Here is a 23,965-nt window from a genome sequence, read left to right as displayed (position 1 = left end):
CATGACCGATACCGCTTCATCGCCCCGCCGCGCCTCGATGCGCGACTGGCTGTCTGACCCGAACCCACGCTCGCCCTTGCAGGCGCGGCTGCATCAAAGCTGGCGCATGTGGCGCAAGCTGCGCCGCAACGGCTCGGCGTTGTTGGGGCTGGCGATTCTCATGGTGATCGTCTTTGCCGCGATCTTCGCACCGCTGCTGGCGACGCATAACATCTATGCGCAGGATCTGGGTGACAGGCTTGCGCTGCCCTCGGCTGAACATTGGCTGGGGACGGACGAACTGGGCCGGGATATCTATTCGCGGCTGCTTTACGGGGCGCGGATCACACTTTACATCGCCAGCCTGACCGCGATCATCGCGGCACCGATCGGGCTGCTGGTCGGAACGGTCTCGGGCTATTTCGGTGGCTGGGTCGATACCGTCCTGATGCGGGTGACCGAGATTTTTCTGGCTTTCCCCTCGCTGGTGCTGGCACTGGCCTTCGTCTCGGCGCTGGGGCCGGGGATCAACAATGCGATCATCGCAATCTCGTTGACTGCATGGCCACCCATCGCCCGTCTGGCGCGGGCCGAGACGATGATCATCCGGCGTTCGGATTATATTGCGGCGGTGCGGTTGCAAGGCGCTTCGGCGCTGCGGATCATCATGCGGCATGTCGTGCCGATGTGCCTGCCTTCGGTCGTGGCGCGGGTGACGCTGAACATGGCCGGGATCATCCTCTCAGCCGCCGGTCTGGGTTTCCTGGGTCTTGGCGCGCAGCCGCCCAGCCCGGAATGGGGGGCGATGCTGTCATCGGCCCGCCAATATATCCTGTCGAACGGTTATGTCGCGGCCGCGCCGGGCATGGCGATCCTGCTGACCTCGGTCGCCTTCAATCTGGTCGGTGACGGGCTGCGCGACGTGTTGGACCCCCGCCATGAATGAGAACGCGAACATGCGCCCCGAACCCATCCTCAGCGTGCGTGACCTGAACATCACCTTCACCAGCGAAGGTCGGGTGACCCATGCGGTTCGCAATGTCAGCTTCGATCTCGGTCGCGAAAAGCTGGGCATTGTCGGCGAATCCGGTTCGGGCAAAAGCCAGACCGGGCGCGCGCTGATGCGGTTGTCGCCGCCCTCTGCGCGGGTCACGGCGGAACGCATGCGATACGGCTCGGTCGATCTGCTGGGCGCCAGCGAACGCCAGATGATGCGTATTCGCGGCAACGAGATCGCGATGATCCTGCAGGATCCGAAATATTCGCTGAATCCGCTGATGAAGGTCGGTCGCCAGATCGCCGAGGCCTATCGGCTCCATCACCGCAGCGGCAAGTCCGAGGCGCGCGAAAAAGCCCTGGCCATGCTGGAAAACGTCCATATCCGCGACCCGCAGCGGGTCTATGACCTGCTTCCGCACGAGGTTTCGGGTGGCATGGGCCAGCGGATCATGATCGCGATGATGCTGATCGCCGAGCCGAAGGTCATCATCGCGGATGAACCCACCTCGGCGCTGGATGTCACCGTGCGCCGGCAGGTGCTCTCCGTCCTGCAGGAGTTGGTGGACCGCGCGGGCGCCAGCCTGATCTTCATCAGCCACGACCTGAATCTTGTCGCCGATTTCTGCGAGCGGGTGCTGGTGATGTATCGCGGCCGCGTGCTGGAGGATCTGCCGGCGGCAGAGCTTGGTCAGGCCCGGCATCCTTATACGCGCGGATTGCTGGACAGCCTGCCGCGTCTTGACCAACCCTGCCAAGAGCTTGCCGTGCCGGTCCGTGATCCGGCATGGCTCGACGCGCCGGCAGCCTGAGCGATGGAGTTGTGATGGATAACGCCTATCTCAGAGCGACCTCGCTGAACATCGCCTTCGGACATGGCCGTTCGCGGGTCACCGTGGTGAAGGATGCCGATTTCCATATCGCAAAGGGGCATAGTTTCGGGCTGATCGGTGAATCAGGCTGCGGCAAGTCGACGATTCTGCGCGCGGTGGCCGGTTTGAACCCGGATTACGAAGGTTCGCTTACCTTGAACGGTGCCGCGTTGCCGCACAAGCGGGACAAGTCGCTTTACCGCAAGATCCAGATGGTGTTTCAGGACCCCTATGCCTCGCTGCATCCGCGAAAGATGGTCCAGAACGTGCTGTTGGAGCCGTTGGAGATCATGGGGCTGGATCGCCGTCAGGCAAGGATCGACGACATCCTGGCGGCCGTCGGGCTCGATTCCAGTTTCCGGTTTCGTTATCCGCACGAACTGTCGGGTGGCCAGCGGCAGCGCATCGCCATCGCTCGCGCGCTCGTGGTCGAGCCGGAGCTGTTGTTGCTGGATGAACCGACCTCGGCGCTGGATGTTTCGGTGCAGGCCGAGATCCTGAATCTTTTGAACCGGCTGCGCCGCGAACGGGGCCTGACCTATCTGATGGTCAGTCACGACATCGCCGTCATCGCCCATATGTGCGATCAGGTCGCAATCATGAAGGACGGCCGGATCCTTGAGCAACTGACCCCTGATCAGCTGCGCCACGGCGCGGTTGAAGAGGATTATACCCGGCAATTCCTGGCCGCATCCGCCCCCGAAGTGATGCGTATCGACTAACCAACAGACGCAAGAGACAAGATGACCATTCTGAATGAAATCGCCGCGCGCGCGGCGGGCGGAGTCGTTGTGACTGCCGCCGACCGGCTGGCGGCGGAACACGCCATAGCCGATACCCTGGCCTGTCTGGTGGCGGGGCAGGCGGATATCGCGACGCAGGCCGTCCGCAAGGCAAGCATCACTGCAGAATCGCGCGGACCCGCGACACTGGTGGGCGGCGGCGACGCATCCGCGCCGCTGGCTGCGCTGGTCAACGGCACCTCGGCCCATGCGCTCGATTTCGACGACAATTTCACGCCCGGGATGAGCCACGCCTCGGCGGTGCTGGTTCCGGCGTTGCTGGCGCTTGGTCAGGCAACCGGGGCAAGCGGCGCCGATCTGGTCACGGCCTATCTGACGGGCTTGGAGGCGCAGGCGCTGGTCGGCTTCGGCGTTGAGCCGGAGCATTACGTGGCCGGCTGGCACGGCACTTCGACGGTTGGCACCATCGGCACCGCAGCGGGCTGCGCGGCAATCTTGGGTCTGGATCAGGATGGCATCGCGCGGGCCATGTCGCTGGCGGTCAGCATGGCCTCGGGGATGAAAGGGCAGTTCGGTACCCCGGCCAAGCCCTTTCATGCAGGAATGGCGGCGCGGAACGCGGTCGAGGCGGCGCAACTGGCTGCCGCCGGTCTTTACGGAAGGGCGGATATTCTGGAACGGGCGCAGGGCTTTGGCGAATTGATGGGGGGCGGAGCGCCGGCCGACTGGGACATTCCCGGCGCCGATGTGCCGCATGTCATTCAGACCTGGGGCCTTGTGCCGAAAATCCATCCCTGCTGCGGATCAACCCATAATTCCGTCGACATGGTCCTGGCCTTGCGCAAAGAGCACGGTTTTAGCGCCGATCAGGTCGAAACCGTTACCCTGACGGTCGCGCGGGCGAACTATCGCAATCTGGCCTATCCGACACCGCAGACGCCGATGGAGGCGCGCTTTTCGATGCAGTATTGCGTCGCTTTGGCCCTGCTGCAGGATCTGCTATCGCTCGGCGATTTCACCCCGGAAGCGGTTGCCCGGCCACATGTGCGCGCGCTGTTCAGCCGGATCAGCATGAAGGTCATGCCGCTTGAGGTGGAACAGGCCCATGATCGCCCGCCGCACCATGCCGAGATCCGGCTGGGCGACGGACGGGTGCTGTCGGCGGATCTGGCCAATGCCAGGGGCAGTCTTGCCGATCCGCTGGATGAGGCGACACGGCTGGCCAAGCTGCGCGATTGTTTCACCTATGCGGGGTTGCCGTTCGACACCCAGGTCCGGACGGTTCTGGAAACCATCGGGGACCAGCCGAATCTTCGGGCGATCGCGGCTTTGATCTCGGCGCAGGTGGCGCCGGACCTCGCCCCGGCGGAGTGATCCCTTTCCCGGGCGCGGATCATAACGGCAGGTTGCGCCGATGCTCTTCAAAGGGAATCGGCGTCAGCGACATCTCTTCGGCGGCCGCCCAGAGGCGCTGCACAACCGGCCGGTGGTTACCCTTCTTGCGATAGATGGCGATCTCGGTGTGGATGATCCAGTCATCCTTGCCCGCCAGCACCAGCCGCCCGTCGCGCAGATCGTCGCGCGCAAGACTTTCGGGGATCCACGCCATGCCCGAGCCGATGACGGCCAGAGAATGCAGCCCCACGCACATCGGGTTGGTGGCAACCACGTTCATCGCCACCAGCTTTTCACGCAACAGCGGTGAAAGCACCTGGGCAAAAAAGCTTTGGGTTCCGTAACTGAGAAAGCGGACCACATTTCCGCGATCCAGATCGTGCAAGGGCTTGCCATCCGCATCCGGCGCGCTGACGGGCAGAATCCGTTCGGTGCCAAGGGTCAGTTGGTCGAGTTCCTTCGAGTCGAGACCGAAATGAACCGCCGGATGGACATAGCTCACCAGCAGGTCGCTTTCGTCATTGCGGAACATGCGTATCGTGTCGCTATAGGCAGAATGAGCGGGGATCGGGGTTTCGGACAGCTTGCCGATCCGCGCCTCGATCCGTTTCAGCCATTGCGGCAGAAAGGTCAGCCGCAGCGTGTGCATGGACAGGATATTAAGCTGATCTCGCGGCTGTTCCGAAATGCCTTTGATGCCCGAGCGCAGGTTGTTGATCTGTTGCACCAGATCGCGGGCCTGCCGGATCATCACCCGGCCTTCAGCCGTCAGTTGCACAGGATAACTCGACCGGTCGATCAGAGGTGCGCCAATCCAATGCTCCAGCGTGCGAATGCGCTTGGACAGTGTCGATTGTGTGATATGACGAATCTCGGCAGCGCGCGAGAAGTTGCGCACATCGCTGAGGCAGACGAAATCTTCAAGCAGCTTGAGTTCCATGCGGCTGACGTCCGGCGGGCTCATTGAGGATCAACGTTTCCATCAGGCGGGACGATGCGGCCCCTGTCAAGCTTGCTGCACCGACGGGACCGCCCAAAGAGCCGGCGAAGATATGTGGTCTCTGCGATAATGTCAGGCAGCCGCCGCTTTTAACAGCGCCTTGAGGACATATCCAAATTCGTGCTTGGTGATGGCGCGGCCTTTGACGTCCGTATCGACGCGGTGGACCACGACCATATGCAGATTGGGGATCACCATGCAGTAATGGCCCCCCGCGCCCTGTGCCGCATAGCTGCCGGGCGGCGTTTTTACCCCGGGCACGAAAACCCCATCGCGTTCCAGCCACCAGCAATAGCCATAGGCGCCGCGATGACCCGCGTGGGAATAGGGCATGACGTTTTCGGCCGCCCAGTTTTCGGGCAGGATCATGCGGCCCAACCATCGGCCGCCCTGCAGAAAAAGCTGGCCGAAACGCGCAAGATCGCGACTGGACATGCGGAATGGATAGGCGGGATGGCGCGATACCTCGAATTCCTCGATCCAGGCGTCCGGCTGTTCGCCGCCAAGGGTGAAATCCTGCATGCCGACAGGACCGGCGATCCGTTCGGCAAAGGCCTCCGCGACGCTTTTCCCGGTCGCTTGCCGAAAGATCGTGCCAAGCGCGTTGAAATCCCAGTTGTTGTAACACCAGAAGGTGCCCGGCGCATGGCTGTGGCGCTTTTCCTTGATCAATTGCATCCATTCGGTTTCGTAACCCGCGGGATGATAGACGCCCGATCGCGCCATCAGCAGGTCGTGAACGGTTGCCTGCCGCTCGACCCGGCTCAGCGGATCGTGATCGTCGATCCCAAGGCTTTCCATGGTTGCATCAAGCCTGATCCGGCCCGCTGCCACATCTTCGCCCATCAGCGCGGCGAGAAAGCTTTTGCGGATCGAATGGCACAGATATTTCCGCTCGATATCGCCATGGGTGAAAACGATCCTGCCGCCCTGTGCAACCAGCAGACAGTCGGAATTCTGCGCATCAAGAACCTGTCGCAACGCCGCCGTTCCGTTTTCGGACCAGCCGGCAGCCTCAGGCGTGTCATAGGCCGGCCAGACCGTCCCGGGATTGGTATCGAAGTGAGTCACGGTATTGCCCCTTGTGACGTCGCGCCGTCCCCGCCGGCGCGGCGGGGGCGGCATTTTGCTGGGCGGCTTACTTCGAGGCCATGCCGTAATAGACGCGGAAGCCGTTCCACGTCCAATTCTTCAGCGTGTCGCGCTTGGCCGCGACATTCATGGTCTGCATGATATAGGCCACCGGGCCCTGTTCCATGATGTCACGCTGAAGATCGAAATACATCTGCTCGCGCTTGGCCTGGTCCGGCTCGAACAGGGCTTCTTCGACGCGGCGGTTCATCTCCTTATCCTGATAGCCGACGCGCCAGGACGGATATTGCGTCAGCTTGGCTTCGGGCGAGTTGTCGGGGTTGAGAACGAAACGCGAGGCCATGCCATTGGCGTCCGGCACGGTAGTCTTGAAGCCCAGCAGTGCGGTGTCGAAATCGCGGCCGCGATTGCGGGCATAAAGCTGGGCATTGGCCATCCGCTCGATATTCATGGTGACGCCCGCCTGCGCCGCCGCCTGCTGAATGGATTGCGCGATCGGATCGCTATAGGGCTGGGTGCCGATGATCATCGTGGTCGTGAACCCGTCGGGATAGCCGCCCTCGGCCAGAAGCGCCTTGGCCTTTTCGATGTCCAGCTTGAACGGCTGGCCTTCCTTTTCGTCCAGCGCGCCGAACGCGCCAAGCTGCACGAACGAGGCGCGCGGGACGCCGACCCCGTTCATCACCGTTTCCATCAGCCCCTGATAATCAATCAGGTAGCGCATCGCCAAGCGGACCTTGGGATTGTCGAACGGCGGGCGAGAGGCGTTCATGCCCATATAGAACAGCGAAGGGATCAGCGTCCGGACGACCTCGATTCCATCCTGCTTCGCGACTTCGGCCAAATCCTCGGCGGTGAGGTTCCGCGCGATGTCGACATCGCCCTTTTCCAGCAGCAGCCGCTGAGTCCCCGGCTCGGCGACATGGCGGACCAGGACGCGGGGCAGGTTGGGTGCGGTCCCGTTGTAATTTTCGTTTGCCTCCAGAAGGATGCTTTCGCCGGGATTCCACTGGCGCAGCGTATAGGGGCCGACGCAGGCGGTCTTGTCCTGAAGATAGGTGTTGCCAAGATCGCCGTTACGTTCGTTCGCTTCGATCTCGGCCCGGTTCAGCATCACCGCGACGCGGTTCGCAGCGATCGAGGCGAGCACCAGATTGACCGGATAGGGCTTGTCCAGCTTCATCACCACGGTCCGGTCATCGGGGGCGCTGATCAGATCGGCGATGTTGTCCGCGGTAAAGCCGTAATCCGTCAATTGCGCGGCGTTGCCGAAATTCAGCTTCACCACCCGCTCCATCGACCAGACCAGATCACTGGCCTTTGCCGGCGTTCCATCGGGAAAGACGATGCCATCCTTCAGGCGAAAGGTGACTTGTCGTCCGTCCTCCGAAACCTCCCAGCTTTCCGCCAGCCCCGGAACGAAAGCCGTTTCGTCCTTCGGGTCGAAGGTCACCAGCGAATCGCAGGCGTTCATGAGAATTTCATCCGGCACCACCTCGGCGATCTGGGCCGGGTCGAAGGTCGTGATGGCGTCGATATTGTAAGCCATCACCAGCGCGCTGTCGGGCGTCTCGGCGGTTGCCGCACTGGTGAAGGGCAGGGCCGCAAGGGTTGCAACTGCGGTTGCGCCCAGAAGAGAGTGAATATTCATCATGGTTTTCCTGTTGGGTTTTTGGGTTGTCATTTTTCGTCTCCGGCGCTTTGTTCCGGCGCCAAGAGATTGCGGGCGAGAAAATCGGAGATGGTTTCGAAAACGCGGCTGCGATTGGCCAGTCGGGAAAAGCCGTGGCCTTCGTGTTCGATCCGCAGATATTCCACCGGCCGGTCCAGACCGCGCAGCGCCGCCCAAACCTGTTCACCCTGTTCGATCGCCACGCGGGGATCGTCGTTGGCATGCACGATCAGCAGCGGGACTTCGATCCGCTCGATCCGGGTCATCGGGGAAATCCGGTGCAGCAGCTCCGCATCCCGGACGGGATCGCCATATTCCGCCGCCCGCAGCACCTGACGCCAGGGACCTGTCGTTTTCATCATCGTGGTGAAATTTGACACGCCATAAATGTCGATCCCGCAGGACCAACGCCCCGGCGCTTCGGTCAGCGCGGCCAGCACCATGAAACCGCCATAGCTTTGCCCGGCGACGCCGGTCCGCGCGGGGTCGGTCTCGGGCCAGCCCGCGATATGGTCGCGCAAAGCCAGAAGATCGCCGACCGCCTCCATCCGCTTGTCGTGATCGTCTGCGGCGCAATAGCGCCTGCCATAGCCCGAGGATCCCCGCACATTCGGCGCGACGACCATGATCCCGCGGTCCAGATACCAGGCGATATCGGGACGATACTGCGCCTTCCATTGCATTTCGGGGCCGCCATGGATCAGGAACAGAACCGGCCAACCCGCCTCGGGGCGCGGCCCCTGCGGCGTATAAAGGAAATACGGCACCTCGAGCCCGTCGAAACTGTCGAAGCGTCGAACCTCTGGCGAGACATGCGCGGTCTGTACCCGTTGCTCCGGAAGCAGGTCGAGTTTCCGAAAACCCTCTGCTTCGGTCCATGTCCAGATTCCCGAAGGTTGCGACGGACTGGCGAAATCCAGCAGCAGCCGAGTGCCGTCCTTGCTGAAGCTCAGTTCGTTGATGATCCCGTTGCCGGGGGCACCAAGCCGCGTTTCGGCGCCGGTTGTCAGGTCGATCAGCGTGATGTCATTCATGCCGTCGCGGTTGACAAGACAAGCCATTCGATCCCGCGCTTGGGGCAGGGCGATCTTTTCGATCTCCCATCCCGGTACTTCGTATACCGGCGTCAGAGCGCCCGTGGCGGTATCGAACCGGCAGGGGCGGGTCACATCCGATCCCTGATCCGTCAGCACGATCCCGGGCCCTCCGTCGGGGGCCAGCTTGACCGACAGGTGCTGCGCCGGGCCTTGCGAGGGAAGCGCAGCAGTGACCGTACCGGTCGCCGGATCGACCCACAGAAGATCCTGATCCCGCATCGACCGGCGAGAATCGCGGATCAGCAGACGACCATCAGCGGCGAAGGCCAGCGGCTGCGCATAGCCTTCACCCTGCCAGACAGTCTGACGGATCCCGGATGCCAGATCCAGTACATGCACGTCCATTTGCCGCGCGTCGCGTTCGTTGCTGGCAAAGGCGATGCGGCCACCATCGGGCGCCCAGCACCCCCAGACATGCACGCGACCGGGGGCGTTGGTCAGCGGTCGCGCCGTGCCATCTGCCAGCAGCCAGATCTGGAAACGCTCGTCCATCCCACAATCTGTCGTATAGATCAGATTCTTCCCCACCGGCGCAAAGGCCAGATCGACCACCCGCTCGGGCAGATCGGTCAGTTGCCGCGCCGCGCCAGAGGGGCGCCCGTCACGTATCGCCACGGTCCAGATCTGGTTGAGTCCAGTCTGATTCGACAGATAGACCAGCATTTCGCCATCGGCCGAGAGGACGCCCTTGGTGACCTCTGGAATGCCGATATAGTCGGACATGGAAATTCTTCGGGTTGGTTTCGGGCAGTCCATGAGGCTCCTCCTCGGCGGCGCGGTATTGCCTTCAAGTTGAGCCGGATATTGCGCGCGGTTCCAACAATCCTTTGGAAAGATTCAAGTCATCTGAGGCATAGTTCTGTGAATCTGCTGGCAAACGGGATCGTCTAGCTGGAGGGCTGAAAGGCGCCGGCTCGTCTCTGCAATTTTGCGGAGGACGTGTGTTCGCGGCGCGAAACATAAAAACGGCTTGATGAAGAGGGACAGGCTGCGCGGGGCGCCTGATGTCACCACGATCGCACGGCCGATATGCGCGCAATTCTGCGCGTCCATGTGCATCTGCGTCGTGGCCGTATCACCTGACGCAGAAAACTGCCATCATTTCAACGATATGCTGAGATTTTGGCTCCGGCGGTAGGGATCGAACCTACGACCAATTGATTAACAGTCAACTGCTCTACCGCTGAGCTACGCCGGAACACGGGGCGGTGTATATCGGCACCGTGACGACCCGTCCAGAGGGGGCGGGCAAGTTTTTTTGGCTTTCAGCTGCGTTCGAATATCGCGTCGGCGGCGATCGGGCCGCGGGCGGTGACGGCGCCCAGATCGGCAAGGGCCAGAAGATGGGCCAGAACGTTGCGGGTCGCCGCGGGCAGAAGGGCGGGGGGCAGGTCGGTATAGATCCGCGCGGCCAGTTCGGCGGCGCTGGCCGGGCCGTCATCCAGCGCCCGCATGATCTGGCCGGTGCGGGCGCGGCGGTGCCGGGCAAGCGCGTCCAGCCGCGCGGCGACCTCGGTCACCGGCTCGCCATGGCCTGGGTGCAGCCGCGCCGCCGCCAGCCCCGCCAGCCTGTCGAGCGAGCGGAAGAAATCCAGCAGATCCCCGTCGGGGGGCGAGATCAGCGTCGTCGCCCAGCCCATCACCAGATCGCCGCTGAACACCTCGGGGCCCTGCGCGCCGGGATGGGCAAAGCACAGATGCGCGCCGAAATGCCCCGGGGTATGCAGCGCGGTAAGTTGCCAGTCCTCGCCGGTCACGATCTGGCCGTCGGTCAGCGACTGATCGGGGCGAAAGCCGGCATCAACCCCTTCGGACCCGCCAAGCGGACCCTGCGCAGCCAGCCGCCGCATCGCCGCCGAGCGCCCCGAGTCGGGCGTCCCGAAGGCCAGCACCTGCGCGCCGGTGGCCGTGGCCAGTGCTGTGGCGCCCTCGGAATGATCGCGGTGCGGGTGGGTCACGAAAATGTGGCTGATGCGCTGGCCGGGGCGCAACGCCGCGATGATCGCCGCGCGATGCCGCGAATCGTCGGGGCCCGGGTCGATTAGGGCAAGCGCGTCACCGTCGCCGAGCAGATAGGTGTTGGTGCCGGTCCCGGTCAAAGGCCCCGGATTGGGGGCGATGAGGCGTTGCATCTTCATGACGTTCCATCCTTGGGGCCGGCGCGATATGGTTGCAACCTAGCGGCTTGCCGAAAGGGGCGAAATGAATTTCGACTGGCTGAAGCGGATGATGCCGCGCGGGCTTTACGGCCGGGCCGCGCTGATCCTGTTGCTGCCGATGGTCACGGTGATCCTGGTGGTCACTGTGGTTTTCCTTCAGCGCCATTTCGAGGGCGTGACCCGTCAGATGACCGACAGCATGGCGCGCGAACTGGCGTTCGTGTCGGCGCGGATCGAGACGGCGCCGGATCTGGTGACGGCGGTCGCGCGCGGGCAGGAGGTCGCGGCACCTCTGGGGCTGTCCCTGACCCTGCCGACCCCGGCCGACCCGCCCGAGCGGCGCGCATGGGATGACCTGTCCGGCTATTACCTGGCCGACGAGCTGCGCAAGACGGTGCCGAATGTCCGGGCGATTGATCTGGGCGACAAGCGGCAGGTAAGCGTGACGCTTGATGGCCGCTGGGGGCCGTTTCGGCTGGATTTCGACCGGCGCCGGGTCAGCGCCTCGAACCCGCATCAATTGCTGGTGCTGATGATCTTCACCTCGCTGGTGATGTCGGGCGTGGCGTCGGTGTTTCTGCGCAATCAGTTGCGGCCGATTCGCCGCCTTGCCCGCGCGGCCGAGGAATTCGGCAAGGGGCGGGTGATCCCGTTCCGGCCACAGGGCGCGGTCGAGATCCGCAGCGCCGGAGCGGCGTTTCTGGACATGCGCAACCGGCTGGAGCGTCTGAACGAACAGCGGACCCTGATGTTGTCGGGGATCAGCCACGATCTGCGCACGCCGCTCACGCGGATGCGGCTGGGTCTGTCGATGCTGTCCGATGACGTTCCGCCGGACCGGCAGGACATCGCCGCGCTTGAAGGTGACGTCGACGAGATGGCCGGGCTGGTCGATGCGTTTCTGGCGTTCACCCGCGACGAGGTGCAGCAATCCCCGGCCGAACAGGCCGATGCGATGGAGTTCGTGCGCAACATCGTGGCCGATGCCCGCCGCGCCGGCCAGCCGGTCGAACTGGGCGCGATGACGGGGCAGGGCACCGCCATGTTCCGCAGCGGCTCGCTGCGCCGCGCGATCGAGAACCTGATCGGCAATGCCGTGCGCTATGGCGGCCGGGCGGTGGTCGATGCCACGCTTGGCCCGCGCAGCCTGCGCATCACCGTCGAGGATGACGGCCCCGGCATCCCCGAGGACCGCCGCGAAGAAGCCGTGCGCCCGTTCACCCGTCTGGACAAGTCCCGCAATCAGGATCGCGGCTCGGGTGTGGGGCTTGGCCTGTCGATCGCCGCCGATGTGGCGCGCGCCCATGGCGGCCAGCTTCGCCTGACCGAGGGGCGGCAATTGAAGGGGCTTCGGGCCGAAATCGTCATCCCGCGCTGACCGTATGGCCACGCCCGCCGGGCTTGCGGATGGCTTCACGCGACGAACCATTGAACCGTGCGCCGCAAACCCCTAGATTTGGTCTCGCGGAGGGTGCGATCCGCCAATCTTGGGGACGCCCCCTCGGGCAAGAAAGGACCGATATCCGATGAGTGAACTTAACGCTGCTACCTATCCGGTGTTGCCGCTGCGGGACATTGTGGTGTTCCCGCATATGATCGTTCCCCTGTTCGTGGGGCGCGAGAAATCGGTGCGCGCATTGGAAGAAGTGATGTCGCAGGATCGCCCGATCCTGCTGGCCGCGCAAAAGGATGCCTCGGTCGATGATCCGGACCAGAAGGATATCTTCCGGGCCGGTGTTCTGGCCAATGTCCTGCAACTGCTGAAGCTGCCGGACGGAACCGTCAAGGTTCTGGTCGAGGGCAAATCCCGCGTGACCATCACCGATTTCGTCGAGAACGAGAATTATTTTGAGGCTGAGGCGGTCGAACTGGCGGAAGAGCCGGGCGACAGCGATACCCTGACCGCGCTTGTGCGCACGGTCGGCGATGAGTTCGAGCGCTATGCGAAAGTGCGCAAGAACATCCCCGAAGAGGCCGTCGCCGCCATCGCCGAGACGCGCGAACCCGCCCGTCTGGCCGACCTCGTGTCCGGCCATCTGGGCATTGAGGTGCCCCGCAAGCAGGAATTGCTTGAAACCCTGAACGTGGCCGAGCGTCTGGAACAGGTCTATGGCCTGATGCAGGGCGAGATGTCCGTTCTGCAGGTCGAGAAAAAGATCAAGTCGCGCGTCAAGAACCAGATGGAGCGGACGCAGCGCGAATACTATCTGAATGAGCAGATCAAGGCCATTCAGAAGGAACTCGGCGACGGCGAGGACGGCCAGAACGAGGTTGCCGAGCTGGAAGCACGGATCGAAAAGACCAAGTTCAGCAAGGAAGCCCGTGAAAAGGCCAATGCCGAGCTGAAAAAGCTGAAGTCGATGTCGCCGATGTCGGCCGAAGCGACGGTCAGCCGCAACTATCTCGACTGGCTTCTGGCGCTGCCATGGGGCGTGAAGTCGCGCACCAAGAAGGACCTCAGCAAAGCCGAAGAGGTGCTGAACGTCGACCATTACGGTCTGGAGAAGGTCAAGGAACGGATCGTCGAATATCTGGCGGTTCAGAACCGTTCGGCCAAGCTGAAAGGCCCGATCCTGTGCCTTGTCGGCCCTCCGGGCGTCGGTAAGACCAGCCTTGGGCGGTCGGTGGCCAAAGCCACGGGGCGCGAGTTCATCCGCATTTCGCTTGGCGGGGTGCGCGACGAATCCGAGATCCGCGGTCACCGCCGGACCTATATCGGCTCAATGCCGGGCAAGATCATCCAGGCGCTGAAAAAGGCCAAGACCACGAACCCGCTTATCCTGCTCGATGAAATCGACAAGATGGGGCAGGATTTCCGTGGCGACCCGGCTTCGGCGATGCTGGAGGTTCTGGATCCCGAACAGAACTCGACCTTCGTGGACCACTATCTCGAGGTGGAATACGACCTGTCGAACGTGATGTTCGTGACCACGGCCAACAGCTACAACATGCCGGGGCCGCTTCTGGACCGGATGGAGATCATCCCGCTGGCCGGCTATACCGAGGATGAAAAACGCGAAATCGCCCGGCAGCACCTGCTGCCCAAGCAGATCAACGCCAACGGTCTGCGCAAGGGTGAGTTCTCGGTTTCGGATGCGGCGCTGACCCATGTGATCCGCTACTATACCCGCGAGGCGGGCGTGCGGTCGCTGGAACGGGAAATCGCGAAACTGGCCCGCAAGGCCGTGACCGAGATCCTGAAGGGCAAGGTCAAATCCGTCGAGGTGACCCCCGAGAAGGCCGAGGAATATCTTGGCGTTCGTCGGCACCGCTATGGTCTGGCCGAGAAAGAGGATCAGGTCGGTGTCGTCACCGGGCTGGCCTGGACCCAGGTCGGCGGCGATCTGCTGCAGATCGAGGCGCTGAAACTGCCGGGCAAGGGCCGGATGAAGACGACCGGGAAACTGGGCGAGGTGATGAAGGAATCGATCGACGCGGCTTCCAGCTTCGTGCGCTCGGTCGCCCCTGAACTGGGGATTCGTCCGCCGGAGTTCGAGCGGCGTGACATCCACGTCCACGTGCCCGAAGGCGCGACGCCCAAGGACGGCCCGTCGGCCGGTCTGGCGATGGTGACCTCGGTCGTGTCGGTGATGACGGGCATCCCGGTCCGCAAGGACGTGGCGATGACCGGCGAGGTGACGCTGCGCGGCAATGCGCTGGCCATCGGCGGGCTGAAGGAAAAGCTGCTGGCGGCGCTGCGGGGCGGCATCAAGACGGTGCTGATCCCGGCCGATAACGAAAAGGACCTTGCCGAAATCCCGGCAAACGTCAAGGAAGGCATGAAGATCATCCCGGTCTCATCGGTCCGCGAGGTGCTGAAACACGCGCTGGTGCGGATGCCCGAACCGATCGAATGGGATGAAGCCGCCGAAGAAGCTGCCGAGGCCGCGCGGGTTGCCGCGCAACGCGGCGGCGATGTCGGGGGCGTCCTGGCCCATTAGGTCAGGTCAGGCCGAAAAAAACAGGGCTGCCGGATGTTTACATTCGGCAGCCTTTGATAATTCTGCTATGCGTAGCGCAGATGATACGCGCAGTTTCAGGAGTGATCCGAGATGGCTCATCGGAAGAAATCCGATCCACCCGCCGAGAAGAAGGCCGCCCCGGCCGCAGAAAAGACAGCAGAGAAGGCCGCAGCGAAGGCTACAGCGAAATCCGCAGAGAAAAAGCCGGTGTCGGCGAGCCGGACCAAGCCGGTCACCGCGCCGATGGTCACCTTGCACAAGAAGGATTTCATCGCCCGCGTCGTCGCCGCCAGCGGTGTCACCCGCCGCGAGGCGAAACCCGTGATCGAAGCCACGCTGGAACAACTGGGCGCGGCCTTCGCGGCCGGCGAGACGGTCGCGCTGCCGCCCTTTGGCAAGGCCCGCGTCAGCCGCCAGAAGGATCTGGACAATGGCGAGGTGCTGATCCTGCGCCTGCGCCGCAAGACCCGCGACGGCGTGGCAGCCACCGCCGATGCCGATGACGACGACGATGAATAGTCCCGTCTGATCCCGGCATACGACGGTGCAGATCCCCGGGTTGCAAAAGCCTCTTGCAGCCGCTGGCGGCAGAGGCTATCTAGCCCGCCACGGGCGATTAGCTCAGCGGTAGAGCGCTTCGTTCACATCGAAGATGTCAGCGGTTCAAATCCGTTATCGCCCACCATTTCCCTTATTTACCGTTTTGCCCCGTGTTTGCCCCCGTGTTTGCACCGTGGCGCGGCGTTGCCCCGCCTTGGGGACGTTGCGTCCGGTAGGCCCGCGCCGGGCGCAAGGCGCATTGACGCAGGCGAAACCCCGGGCCAGCATCGCGGCCAATGAAATCTTAGGGATCGCCGATGTCACTTCCTGACGCCTTCGCCGGCCGCCTGCGCCTGCCCGCCATCGCTTCGCCCATGTTTCTGGTCTCGGGGCCCGATCTGGTGGTCGAAACCTGCCGCGCCGGCATGATCGGCGCGTTCCCGGCGTTGAATCAGCGCAGCTCGGAAGGGTTTCGCGACTGGCTGCGCGAGATCAGGGCACGTCTGGCCGATACGCCGGACGCGGCGCCCTTCGCGGTCAACCTGATCGTGCATAATTCGAACCCGCGGCTGATGGCCGATCTGGCGATCTGCGCCGAGGAAAAGGTGCCCTTGGTCATCACCTCGCTGGGCGCCGTGCGGGATCTGGTCGATCACGTTCACGGCTATGGCGGTCTGGTCTTTCACGATGTGATCAAGGCGCGTCACGGGCAGAAGGCGGCCGAGGCCGGTGTGGACGGAATCATCGCCGTCGCCGCCGGGGCGGGGGGCCATGCGGGCACGCTCAGCCCGTTCGCGCTGGTAACCGAACTCAGGCGGTTCTTCGACAAGACCATCGTTCTGGCGGGTGCGATCAACACCGGCGGTCAGGTGCTGGCGGCGCAGGCGATGGGCGCCGACATGGCCTATCTGGGCACGCGCTTCATCGCCACGCGGGAATCGCTGGCGCAGCCCGAATACAAGCAGATGATCGTCGGCGCGGCGGCCGGCGACGTGGTTTATACCGACGCGATCAGCGGCGTCAGCGCGAACTTTCTGCGCGACAGTATCCGCGCCGTCGGGCTGGACCCCGACAATCTGGCCAAGCACGGCGATCTGAACATGGATGAAGAGGCGAAGGCCTGGAAGACGGTCTGGTCAGCCGGGCATGGTGTCGCCGGAATCGACGATATTCCCGCCGCCGCCGATCTGGTCGCCCGGCTGATCGCCGAATATCAGGATGCCCGCAAACGGCTTGCGGGCATCTGAGACCGGCGATCGGTTCGGCGCTTACAGCGCGATCGGCTGCATCACCTCGGGCTCGATCACCTTGACGCCCGGAAGCCCCTTGACCAGCGGCTCGGCATTCTGGGCCAAAAGCGGGAAGGTGCGGTAATGGCAGGGGATCACGGTCTTGAAATCAAAGTATTTCCGCGCCGCCCATGCCGCGCGGTCCATGTCCATGGTAAAATGACCTCCGGCGCATAGAATGCCGATGTCGGGCTTGTGGTATTCGCCCATCCATTCCATGTCGGCCATGATGTCGGTATCGCCCGAGACATAGATCACATGGTCGTCGCCCGCGATCATATAGCCCGATTCATGGCCGGCATAGATCGGCCCCTCGGCGCCTTGCAGCGACGACGAATGGGTGGCGTTGACCATCGTCACCCGGGCGCCGCCCAGATCGACCGTGCCGCCCTTGTTAAAGCCGATGCCCTGAATTTCCTCGTGATCGGTCCAGAAGTTGATCAGGTCGTAGATGCCGACGACGGGGATCTTCTTTTCCTTGGCGATCGACAGGGCGTCGCCCACGTGATCGCCATGGCCATGGGTCAACAGGATATGGGTCGCATCCTTGATCGCCTCGGCGCGCCGTTCCTCGGGGAAAACCGGGTTCCCGGACAGCCAGGGGTCGATCAGTATCACCGCATCCTCGATTTCCAGCCGAAAACCGGAATGTCCCAGCCATGTCAGTTTCATCGCCCGTTCCTTTCGTCGCGTTTTTCCGGCGCCGCCGCTGCCCGGCGTGCCGCCTTCCCCGTGGTTCAGGACAGCGCCCAAAGCCATATCGGAATGGTCAGTGCCGAGAGTACCGTTTGCCAAGTCATTATGTCGGCATAAAGTTCCGCGTCACCACCCATTTGCCGGGCGATGATGAAGCCTGCGGTTGCGGTCGGCATGGCGACCGTGATCAGCCCCGCCAGAAGCGGCAAACCGCTTAGCCCCATGGCGGTGGCGATGATCAGAAACACGGCAGGGCAGAACAACAGGCGCATGCCGATGCCAAGCCACATCCAGCCCGACCGCGCCCACAGCCGCCGGATCTGGATGCCGGCGCCCACCGCCAGAAGCCCCACGGCAAGAGCCGCCTGACCCATCATCTCCAGCGGTTTCAGCAGGAAATCCGGCAGGCCGATGCCGCTCAGGTTCAGAAACACCCCGATGCCGCAGCCCTGAACCATCGGGTTGCGCGCCACCTGCGCCGCGACGCTGCGCAGCGTCGCCTGCCCCCGGCCATAGCGCGCAAGAACCACGATGCTGACGATGTTGATGACCGGCACGGTCAACGCCACCACGACCGAGATCAGCGCCAACCCCTCGGGGCCGGTGATGTCGGAGGCAAGCGCCAGCACCAGCAGGCCGTTGAAGCGCAGCGCGGTCTGGAACAGCGTCGTAAAGCCCGGATCATCCAGCCCGGCGCGGCGGATCGGGCCGTGCAGGACGAAAATCAGCCCGCCGGTCACCGCAAAGGCCAGCGCCACCGCGATGGTCATGGGGCCGACCGTCGAAATCTGCAACGGCGAATGCAGGATCGATACGATCAGGATCGCCGGAAACAGGACCCGAAAGCTCAGCGTCTCGATGCCCGGCCATTGCGCGGCCGGAACGATGCCGTAACGCCGCACGAAATGCCCACACAGGATAACCAGAATCGTGGGCAGGATCATCAGGGCGAAATGCATGGCGCCACAGTGAAAGCACCGGGATGCAAGGTCAATTGCCGTTTTGGGCCTGCGACTGCTTGCCCAGCCGGGATGCGGAGGATAAACCGGCCGCAACGAAAAGGATTAGCCGATGTCCATCTCTGAATCCGAGGCCAAGAAGGTCGCGAAACTGGCCCGCATCGCCGTGGCCGATGCGGATCTGCCGCGTCTGGCGCAAAGCCTGAGCGGGATCCTGAGCTTCATGGAACAGCTCAACGAGGTCGATGTCACCGGCGTCGAGCCGATGACCGGCGTCGAGCCGATGCGGCTCAAGCGGCGCGCGGACGTGGTGACCGACGGAAAAATGCAGGCGCGTATCCTGAAGAACGCGCCCGACGCGCGCGAGGGGTTTTTTGCCGTGCCTAAGGTGGTGGAATGAGCCTGAACGACCTGACCATCGCCGCGGCCCGCGACAACCTGCGCAAGGGCGAGGTGACCTCGGCCCAGATCACCGACGCCTGCCTGACCCAGATCGAGGGCGCGGGCGCGCTGAACGCCTTTGTCCACCATACCGCCGATCAGGCGCGCGAGATGGCGGCGGCCGCCGACCAGCGCCTGAAAGCGGGCGATGCGCCGGCGCTTTGCGGCATTCCGCTGGGGATCAAGGACCTGTTCTGCGTGCAGGGCGTGCCGACCCAGGCCGCCAGCCGCATTCTGGAAGGCTTCCGCCCGGAATATGAATCGACCGTGACCCGCAACCTGTGGGACGTGGGCGCCGTCATGCTGGGCAAGCTGAACATGGACGAATTTGCCATGGGCAGTTCGAACGAATCGAGCGTCTACGGCCCGGCGGTGAACCCGTGGCGGCGCAAGGGCAGCGATGCGGCGCTGACCGCCGGCGGCTCGTCCGGCGGCTCGGCCGCGGCTGTGGCGGCGGGGCTGTGTCTGGGGGCGACGGGCACCGATACCGGCGGCTCGATCCGCCAGCCGGCGGCCTTCACCGGCACGGTCGGGCTGAAGCCGACCTATGGCCGGGTCAGCCGTTGGGGGGTGGTGGCATTTGCCTCGAGCCTCGATCAGGCCGGCCCAATGACCCGCACGGTCCGCGATGCGGCGATCATGCTGGGCGCGATGGCCTCGGTCGACCCGAAGGATTCGACCAGCGCCGACTATCCGGTACCCGATTACGAAGCCGCGCTGAGCGGTGATATCCGCGGCAAGCGGATCGGCATTCCGCGCGAATACCGCATGGACGGGATGCCGGCGGAAATCGACGCGCTGTGGCAGAAGGGTGCCGAGATGCTGCGCGATGCGGGGGCCGAGATCGTCGACATCTCGCTGCCGCATACGAAATACGCGCTGCCGGCCTATTACGTCATCGCGCCGGCCGAGGCGTCCTCGAACCTCGCCCGCTATGACGGGGTGCGCTATGGCCGCCGGGCCAAGCTGTCGGCCGGTGACGGCATTACCGAGATGTACGAGAAAACCCGCGCCGAAGGCTTTGGCGCCGAGGTTCAGCGCCGGGTGATGATCGGCACCTATGTGCTGTCGGCGGGGTTCTATGACGCCTATTACAACCGCGCCCGCCGGGTCCGCGCGCTGATCAAGGGCGATTTCGATCAGGCCTTTGCACAGGGCGTCGACGCGATCCTGACCCCAGCCACCCCCAGCGCGGCCTTTGGTCTGGGCGAGATGCAGGACGCCGATCCGGTGCAGATGTATCTGAACGACGTTTTCACCGTTACCGTGAACCTTGCCGGACTGCCGGGCATTTCGGTGCCGGTGGGTCTTGACGCGCAGGGGCTGCCGCTGGGGCTGCAACTGATCGGCCGTCCCTGGGACGAGGCCGGTTTGCTGAACCATGCCGAAGTTCTTGAACGCGCAGCGGGATTTGTGGCGCGCCCGGACCGGTGGTGGTAGGCTGGCACGGCAGCCGGCCCGACCGGCTGACACAGGGATAAGCAAGGGGACAGGGATGGGGCAGGCAAAATACCTGATACCGGTCGCGCTTGGTGCGCTGATCGCGATCACCGGATGCGCGAACAACCCGCGCTACGCGGAATACAAGGCATACCGCGAAACCGTCCTGTCCGGGCAGGTCAAACGGGAATCGCAAACCATTCCGGTGGCGCTGCCCGCCAACGCACCCACCCCCGCCGAGATCATGGGCACCGCGCCGGTCACCGTTGTCGCGGCCCCCGCGGCCCCCGCGACCGTTGTCGTGCCTGCCAAGGGCGCGGTGACCAGCGGACCCTATCCCGGCTCGGTTCCCGCGCTGACGCGCTATGCCAATTCGGTCAAACATCAGCCCGGAACCCGGGTCTGGAGCCGTTCCGCGCCCGCCGACATGTCGCGCGCCGCACGCGCCTGTGCCGCCTATACCTCGATCGACGCGGCGCAACTCGCGTTCCTGTCGCGGGGCGGTCCGGCGCAGGATCCGGCCGGGATGGATCCGGATGGCGACGGCTTTGTCTGCGGCTGGGATCCGAACCCCCGCCGGTTGTGAGCTTTCCTTCGCCCAATCACGGGCCGCGCCGTGACGGCATGCGGCCCGAACTGATCGTCCTGCATTATACCGGCATGGCCGATTGCGCCGGCGCCCGGGCACGGCTGTGCGATCCCGTGGCCGAGGTTTCGGCGCATTGGCTGATCGACGCGAATGGCGGGGCCGAGCAGCTTGTGGATGAAAGCCTGCGCGCGTGGCATGCGGGGGCGGGGGCATGGCGCGGGCGTGACGATGTGAACAGCCGTTCGATCGGGATCGAGCTGGACAACCCCGGCGACCGCCCCTTTACCGCGCCGCAGATGCTGACGCTCGAGACGGTCCTGCGCGGGATATTCGACCGCTGGTCTATCCCGAAAGCCGGTGTGATCGCCCATTCGGATCTGGCCGTGGGGCGCAAGATCGACCCCGGTCCGCGCTTTGATTGGCGGCGGCTGGCCTTGATGGGCCTTTCGGTCTGGCCCGACGCCCCGGGCCGGAACGCGCCGCTGGCCGAAAGTCTGGATGCGATCGGCTATCCCCCCGCCGATGCGGCGCAGCGTCTGGCCGCGTTTCGCCTGCGGTTTCGTCCGGGCGCGCGCGGGGCCGAGACCGAGACCGACCGGCGTATCGCCGATGCGGTGGCGCGGTTACCGGGCTGACGCCCGCATCTCAGGACCGCGTCTCAGGACGGCATCTCAGGAGCGCGGCTTGGTCTTTTGCGGATCATAGAAGGACAGCGGCACGATCTTCGCCGGCAGACGCTTTTGCGCGCCGTCGAGCTTGCCGACCTCCAGTTCCGTGCCCGGCGCGGCATGGGCGATATCGACGCGCGCCAGCGCCACGTTTTTCGACAGGATCGGCGAGCGGGTCGATGAGGTCACGACGCCGACCTGCGCCCGGCCCAGATAGATGCCGTCGCCGTGGCCCACATCCAGATTGCCGTCGATCTCCAGCCCGACAAAGCGGTGGCTGGGGTGGTCCTTGCGGCGTTGCAGCGCCTCGCGCCCGACAAAATCGGCAGCTTTGGATTTCAGCGGCACGGTAAAGCCGATGCCGGCCTCGAACGGGTCGGTCTGGTCGCTGAAATCATAGCCGGCGAAGATCAGCCCGGACTCGATCCGCACCATATCGAGCGCGGCAAGCCCCATCGGCTGCATCCCGAACGGCTCGCCCGCCTGCCAGATCGCGTCAAAGACCTCCTTGGCGTCCTTCGGATGGCAAAAGACCTCATATCCCAATTCGCCGGTATAGCCGGTGCGCGACACCACGACCGGCGGGCCCGAGGGGCCACCGATCCGCGCGACGGTAAAGCGGAACCATTCGAGTTCCCCGAACGCGGTCTGATGCGGTGCGGTCCAGACGATCTGGGACAGAATTTCGCGGCTGGCCGGCCCCTGCACGGCAAGATTGCCAAGCTGGTCGGTGGACGAGCGGATCATGACCTTCAGCCCAAGCTGGTCGGCCAGCTCGCGCAGATGCTCACCGCCCAGATCGCTGCCGCCGATCCAGCGAAAATTGTCGCGTCCCAGCCGGAAAACCGTGCCATCGTCCAGCATGCCGCCGTGGGGATAGCACATGGCGGTATAGACGACCTGCCCCTGCGCCAGCTTTTCCATGTCGCGGGTGACGGCATGGTTCATCAGCGCCTCGGCATCGGGGCCGGTCACCTCGAACTTGCGCAGCGGCGACAGATCCATGACGACCGCCTTTTCGCGGCAGGCCCAATATTCGCCCAGCGTCCCGACCGAGGGGAAGCTGTTCGGCAGCCAGAACCCCTTGTATTCGACGAAATCGCGCGTCAGGGCGGCGAAGCTGTCGTGGAATGGCGTTTCGCGCGTCATGATCGGCATGGCCTCCGGCGTGGCGCGCCATGCGGTGGCGCGCTGAAATTTCTCGGCCCCGTCATAGGTCCGCACATGAATATCGGTCAGATCCCAGCCATTGGCGGGCGTGGTGTCGTCGGGGCAGGCAGAGCTGACGCAGACCAGATCGGTCAGCGCCCGCATCAGCACATAATCGCCGGGCCGCGACCATGGCTCGTCGATATACATCACGCCGTGTTCGTCGATCCGGGTGTTGAAGAAGAAATTCATCGCCATCCAGCCGGGACGCTGTTCGGCGCCGTAATCGGCCAATGCGCCGTTGAAATTGGTCGAGCAGTTGGGATGACCGGGATAGCCGATGTCGTCGTAATATTTGGCCGCGCAGGCCATGGCAAAGGCGTCGTGACGGCCGCAGGTGTCCTGCACCACCTCGATCAGCGGCACCATGTCCTGATCGAAGAATTTGCCGTGCAGCCCCGGCATGGCATAGTCGCGGCCCTGAAGCGTCCGCGTGGTGGTCATGTCCAGCGGGTGGGTGATGCCCTGATCCAGCTTGCGCGCGTCAAAGGCCTGAAAATCGGTGCATTGCCGGCCGTCGATGTCGATGATCTGGATATAATCGCCCGCCTTTACCCGGTACGCCCGCGCGGTGGCTGATGCGACGCGCAGGTCAAGCCCGGGATCGGCCAGCGGCTCGGGCAGGGGGCGGCGCAGCTTGCCCTGCCGCGCCGCGCGGGTGATCACCACGGTCAGCGGCGACAGCGTGTCCTGATCCCATGGCGACATGGCGTTGCCGGGGGCGGCCACGATGACCAGCCCGTCGCGCGTCGCGGTGAATTCCTGATGATCGCCGGCGGGCGAATCCGCCCCGAACAGCCCGGCGCCCTTCGCGCCCTCGAGCCCGATACCGCGCGCGGCCAGACGACCCCGCAACCGCTTCAGGCTGGCCTGATCGCTGGTCAGAAGCGCGCGGATCCCGGCGGCGTCGGTATCGCCGACGGTGCCCAGAACGGCCATGTCGATCCGGCCATCGGAGTCCGCGGCCAGCAACTCGCACCGCTGCCCGCCCTCGCTGTTGGTGATCCGCAGCCTGTCGCCGGCCGCGACCGGCATCACCGCCATGCCGCCGCCCGGCACCACGGTGCGTTCCGCGCCACCGGCGAAGGGGGCGAGCCCCGGCAGCCGGATCTGGCTGGCGCGGGGCGGGCCGGCGCGGAACATGGCGGGGCGAAGGTCGTTCATGTC

At 64.3% G+C, this 23,965-nt stretch carries 20 protein-coding genes and 2 tRNA genes; 13 read left to right on the top strand and 9 right to left on the bottom strand.

The features are described from left to right. Position 1 precedes the first annotated feature (1 nt). Genes ACFSCT_RS07485 through ACFSCT_RS07470 form a run of 4 tightly spaced genes read left to right on the top strand, consistent with a single transcriptional unit; the run spans position 2 to position 3,964 of the window. Positions 2–925, top strand: a complete 924-nt coding sequence (locus ACFSCT_RS07485; RefSeq protein WP_379141511.1) for an ABC transporter permease — start codon at positions 2–4, stop codon at positions 923–925. Further along, on the top strand, positions 918–1,787 hold the full coding sequence (locus ACFSCT_RS07480; RefSeq protein WP_379141509.1) for an ABC transporter ATP-binding protein: 870 nt from the start codon (positions 918–920) through the stop codon (positions 1,785–1,787). Before ACFSCT_RS07485 ends, ACFSCT_RS07480 begins: the two co-directional genes overlap by 8 nt. Before the next feature lie 14 nt (positions 1,788–1,801). Further along, on the top strand, positions 1,802–2,569 hold the full coding sequence (locus ACFSCT_RS07475; protein WP_379141507.1) for an ABC transporter ATP-binding protein: 768 nt from the start codon (positions 1,802–1,804) through the stop codon (positions 2,567–2,569). Between the two features lie 21 nt (positions 2,570–2,590). After that, the gene (locus ACFSCT_RS07470; protein ID WP_379141506.1) at positions 2,591–3,964 is read left to right on the top strand and encodes an MmgE/PrpD family protein; all 1,374 of its coding nucleotides are present in this window, start codon (positions 2,591–2,593) and stop codon (positions 3,962–3,964) included. A gap of 19 nt (positions 3,965–3,983) precedes the next feature. Here the strand turns inward: ACFSCT_RS07470 and ACFSCT_RS07465 are convergent, their stop codons facing one another. From ACFSCT_RS07465 to ACFSCT_RS07440, 6 genes are all read right to left on the bottom strand, one after another. Beyond that, positions 3,984–4,925, bottom strand: a complete 942-nt coding sequence (locus tag ACFSCT_RS07465; protein WP_379141504.1) for a LysR family transcriptional regulator — start codon at positions 4,923–4,925, stop codon at positions 3,984–3,986. A gap of 132 nt (positions 4,926–5,057) precedes the next feature. Further along, complete coding sequence (locus ACFSCT_RS07460) at positions 5,058–6,056, bottom strand: serine hydrolase domain-containing protein (RefSeq protein WP_379141502.1); 999 nt, start codon at positions 6,054–6,056, stop codon at positions 5,058–5,060. 67 nt (positions 6,057–6,123) lie between these two features. Then, positions 6,124–7,728, bottom strand: coding sequence for an ABC transporter substrate-binding protein (locus ACFSCT_RS07455; RefSeq protein ID WP_379141500.1), 1,605 nt, complete (start codon positions 7,726–7,728; stop codon positions 6,124–6,126). 29 nt (positions 7,729–7,757) lie between these two features. Then, a complete protein-coding gene (locus tag ACFSCT_RS07450; protein ID WP_379141497.1) occupies positions 7,758–9,569 on the bottom strand; it encodes a S9 family peptidase in 1,812 nt (603 codons plus the stop codon). Between the two features lie 400 nt (positions 9,570–9,969). After that, positions 9,970–10,044: transfer RNA gene (locus ACFSCT_RS07445), tRNA-Asn, on the bottom strand. A gap of 67 nt (positions 10,045–10,111) precedes the next feature. Beyond that, complete coding sequence (locus ACFSCT_RS07440; protein ID WP_379141495.1) at positions 10,112–10,984, bottom strand: MBL fold metallo-hydrolase; 873 nt, start codon at positions 10,982–10,984, stop codon at positions 10,112–10,114. Between the two features lie 64 nt (positions 10,985–11,048). On the opposite strand from ACFSCT_RS07440, the gene ACFSCT_RS07435 reads away from it, so the two are divergent. The 5 genes from ACFSCT_RS07435 (at position 11,049) to ACFSCT_RS07415 (ending at position 16,754) form a co-directional block, all read left to right on the top strand. Beyond that, positions 11,049–12,383, top strand: a complete 1,335-nt coding sequence (locus ACFSCT_RS07435; RefSeq protein ID WP_379141493.1) for an ATP-binding protein — start codon at positions 11,049–11,051, stop codon at positions 12,381–12,383. Between the two features lie 148 nt (positions 12,384–12,531). Further along, positions 12,532–14,946: an endopeptidase La gene (lon, locus tag ACFSCT_RS07430; protein WP_379141491.1), complete on the top strand. Its 2,415-nt coding sequence runs from the start codon at positions 12,532–12,534 to the stop codon at positions 14,944–14,946. A 111-nt stretch (positions 14,947–15,057) separates the two neighbouring features. Then, complete coding sequence (locus tag ACFSCT_RS07425; protein WP_379141489.1) at positions 15,058–15,486, top strand: HU family DNA-binding protein; 429 nt, start codon at positions 15,058–15,060, stop codon at positions 15,484–15,486. A 91-nt stretch (positions 15,487–15,577) separates the two neighbouring features. Then, a tRNA-Val gene (locus tag ACFSCT_RS07420) sits at positions 15,578–15,652 on the top strand. A gap of 172 nt (positions 15,653–15,824) precedes the next feature. Further along, positions 15,825–16,754, top strand: coding sequence for an NAD(P)H-dependent flavin oxidoreductase (locus ACFSCT_RS07415; RefSeq protein WP_379141488.1), 930 nt, complete (start codon positions 15,825–15,827; stop codon positions 16,752–16,754). 21 nt (positions 16,755–16,775) lie between these two features. Here the strand turns inward: ACFSCT_RS07415 and ACFSCT_RS07410 are convergent, their stop codons facing one another. Next, positions 16,776–17,468 carry a metal-dependent hydrolase gene (locus ACFSCT_RS07410; protein WP_379141487.1) on the bottom strand — a complete coding sequence of 231 codons (693 nt, stop codon included), beginning with the start codon at positions 17,466–17,468 and terminating at the stop codon, positions 16,776–16,778. A 65-nt stretch (positions 17,469–17,533) separates the two neighbouring features. Continuing rightward, entirely contained in the window at positions 17,534–18,451 is a 918-nt protein-coding gene (locus ACFSCT_RS07405; RefSeq protein ID WP_379141485.1) for an AEC family transporter, read from the bottom strand. Between the two features lie 112 nt (positions 18,452–18,563). Between ACFSCT_RS07405 and gatC the strand changes: the two genes are divergently transcribed. From gatC to ACFSCT_RS07385, 4 genes are read left to right on the top strand one after another with little or no spacing between them, the layout of a single operon-like run. Next, on the top strand, positions 18,564–18,851 hold the full coding sequence (gene gatC, locus ACFSCT_RS07400) for an Asp-tRNA(Asn)/Glu-tRNA(Gln) amidotransferase subunit GatC (RefSeq protein WP_379141483.1): 288 nt from the start codon (positions 18,564–18,566) through the stop codon (positions 18,849–18,851). Beyond that, positions 18,848–20,332: an Asp-tRNA(Asn)/Glu-tRNA(Gln) amidotransferase subunit GatA gene (gene gatA / locus ACFSCT_RS07395; RefSeq protein ID WP_379141481.1), complete on the top strand. Its 1,485-nt coding sequence runs from the start codon at positions 18,848–18,850 to the stop codon at positions 20,330–20,332. The genes gatC and gatA overlap by 4 nt, the downstream gene beginning before the upstream one ends. A gap of 55 nt (positions 20,333–20,387) precedes the next feature. Beyond that, positions 20,388–20,918 (top strand): hypothetical protein, encoded by a 531-nt coding sequence (locus ACFSCT_RS07390; RefSeq protein ID WP_379141479.1) that lies wholly within the window; start codon positions 20,388–20,390, stop codon positions 20,916–20,918. A gap of 38 nt (positions 20,919–20,956) precedes the next feature. Continuing rightward, positions 20,957–21,556, top strand: a complete 600-nt coding sequence (locus ACFSCT_RS07385; RefSeq protein ID WP_379141724.1) for an N-acetylmuramoyl-L-alanine amidase — start codon at positions 20,957–20,959, stop codon at positions 21,554–21,556. A gap of 36 nt (positions 21,557–21,592) precedes the next feature. Here ACFSCT_RS07385 and ACFSCT_RS07380 read toward each other — a convergent pair whose 3' ends face one another. Next, entirely contained in the window at positions 21,593–23,962 is a 2,370-nt protein-coding gene (locus tag ACFSCT_RS07380) for a DUF1989 domain-containing protein (RefSeq protein WP_379141477.1), read from the bottom strand. Positions 23,963–23,965 lie beyond the last annotated feature (3 nt).

The organism is Paracoccus pacificus (genome assembly GCF_042680785.1).
Taxonomy (GTDB): domain Bacteria; phylum Pseudomonadota; class Alphaproteobacteria; order Rhodobacterales; family Rhodobacteraceae; genus Paracoccus; species Paracoccus pacificus.
This window is presented reverse-complemented; position numbering and strand designations above follow the sequence as displayed.

Excerpts from the sequence above, each read along its gene's own strand:
- ACFSCT_RS07485 (WP_379141511.1), top strand. The coding sequence starts at position 2 with ATGACCGATACCGCTTCATCGCCCCGCCGCGCCTCGATGCGCGACTGG.
- ACFSCT_RS07480 (WP_379141509.1), top strand. The coding sequence starts at position 918 with ATGAATGAGAACGCGAACATGCGCCCCGAACCCATCCTCAGCGTGCGT.
- ACFSCT_RS07475 (WP_379141507.1), top strand. The coding sequence starts at position 1,802 with ATGGATAACGCCTATCTCAGAGCGACCTCGCTGAACATCGCCTTCGGA.
- ACFSCT_RS07470 (WP_379141506.1), top strand. The coding sequence starts at position 2,591 with ATGACCATTCTGAATGAAATCGCCGCGCGCGCGGCGGGCGGAGTCGTT.
- ACFSCT_RS07465 (WP_379141504.1), bottom strand. The coding sequence starts at position 4,925 with ATGGAACTCAAGCTGCTTGAAGATTTCGTCTGCCTCAGCGATGTGCGC.
- ACFSCT_RS07455 (WP_379141500.1), bottom strand. The coding sequence starts at position 7,728 with ATGAATATTCACTCTCTTCTGGGCGCAACCGCAGTTGCAACCCTTGCG.
- ACFSCT_RS07450 (WP_379141497.1), bottom strand. The coding sequence starts at position 9,569 with ATGTCCGACTATATCGGCATTCCAGAGGTCACCAAGGGCGTCCTCTCG.
- ACFSCT_RS07440 (WP_379141495.1), bottom strand. The coding sequence starts at position 10,984 with ATGAAGATGCAACGCCTCATCGCCCCCAATCCGGGGCCTTTGACCGGG.
- ACFSCT_RS07435 (WP_379141493.1), top strand. The coding sequence starts at position 11,049 with ATGAATTTCGACTGGCTGAAGCGGATGATGCCGCGCGGGCTTTACGGC.
- lon (WP_379141491.1), top strand. The coding sequence starts at position 12,532 with ATGAGTGAACTTAACGCTGCTACCTATCCGGTGTTGCCGCTGCGGGAC.
- ACFSCT_RS07425 (WP_379141489.1), top strand. The coding sequence starts at position 15,058 with ATGGCTCATCGGAAGAAATCCGATCCACCCGCCGAGAAGAAGGCCGCC.
- ACFSCT_RS07415 (WP_379141488.1), top strand. The coding sequence starts at position 15,825 with ATGTCACTTCCTGACGCCTTCGCCGGCCGCCTGCGCCTGCCCGCCATC.
- ACFSCT_RS07410 (WP_379141487.1), bottom strand. The coding sequence starts at position 17,468 with ATGAAACTGACATGGCTGGGACATTCCGGTTTTCGGCTGGAAATCGAG.
- ACFSCT_RS07405 (WP_379141485.1), bottom strand. The coding sequence starts at position 18,451 with ATGCATTTCGCCCTGATGATCCTGCCCACGATTCTGGTTATCCTGTGT.
- gatC (WP_379141483.1), top strand. The coding sequence starts at position 18,564 with ATGTCCATCTCTGAATCCGAGGCCAAGAAGGTCGCGAAACTGGCCCGC.
- gatA (WP_379141481.1), top strand. The coding sequence starts at position 18,848 with ATGAGCCTGAACGACCTGACCATCGCCGCGGCCCGCGACAACCTGCGC.
- ACFSCT_RS07390 (WP_379141479.1), top strand. The coding sequence starts at position 20,388 with ATGGGGCAGGCAAAATACCTGATACCGGTCGCGCTTGGTGCGCTGATC.
- ACFSCT_RS07385 (WP_379141724.1), top strand. The coding sequence starts at position 20,957 with ATGCGGCCCGAACTGATCGTCCTGCATTATACCGGCATGGCCGATTGC.
- ACFSCT_RS07380 (WP_379141477.1), bottom strand. The coding sequence starts at position 23,962 with ATGAACGACCTTCGCCCCGCCATGTTCCGCGCCGGCCCGCCCCGCGCC.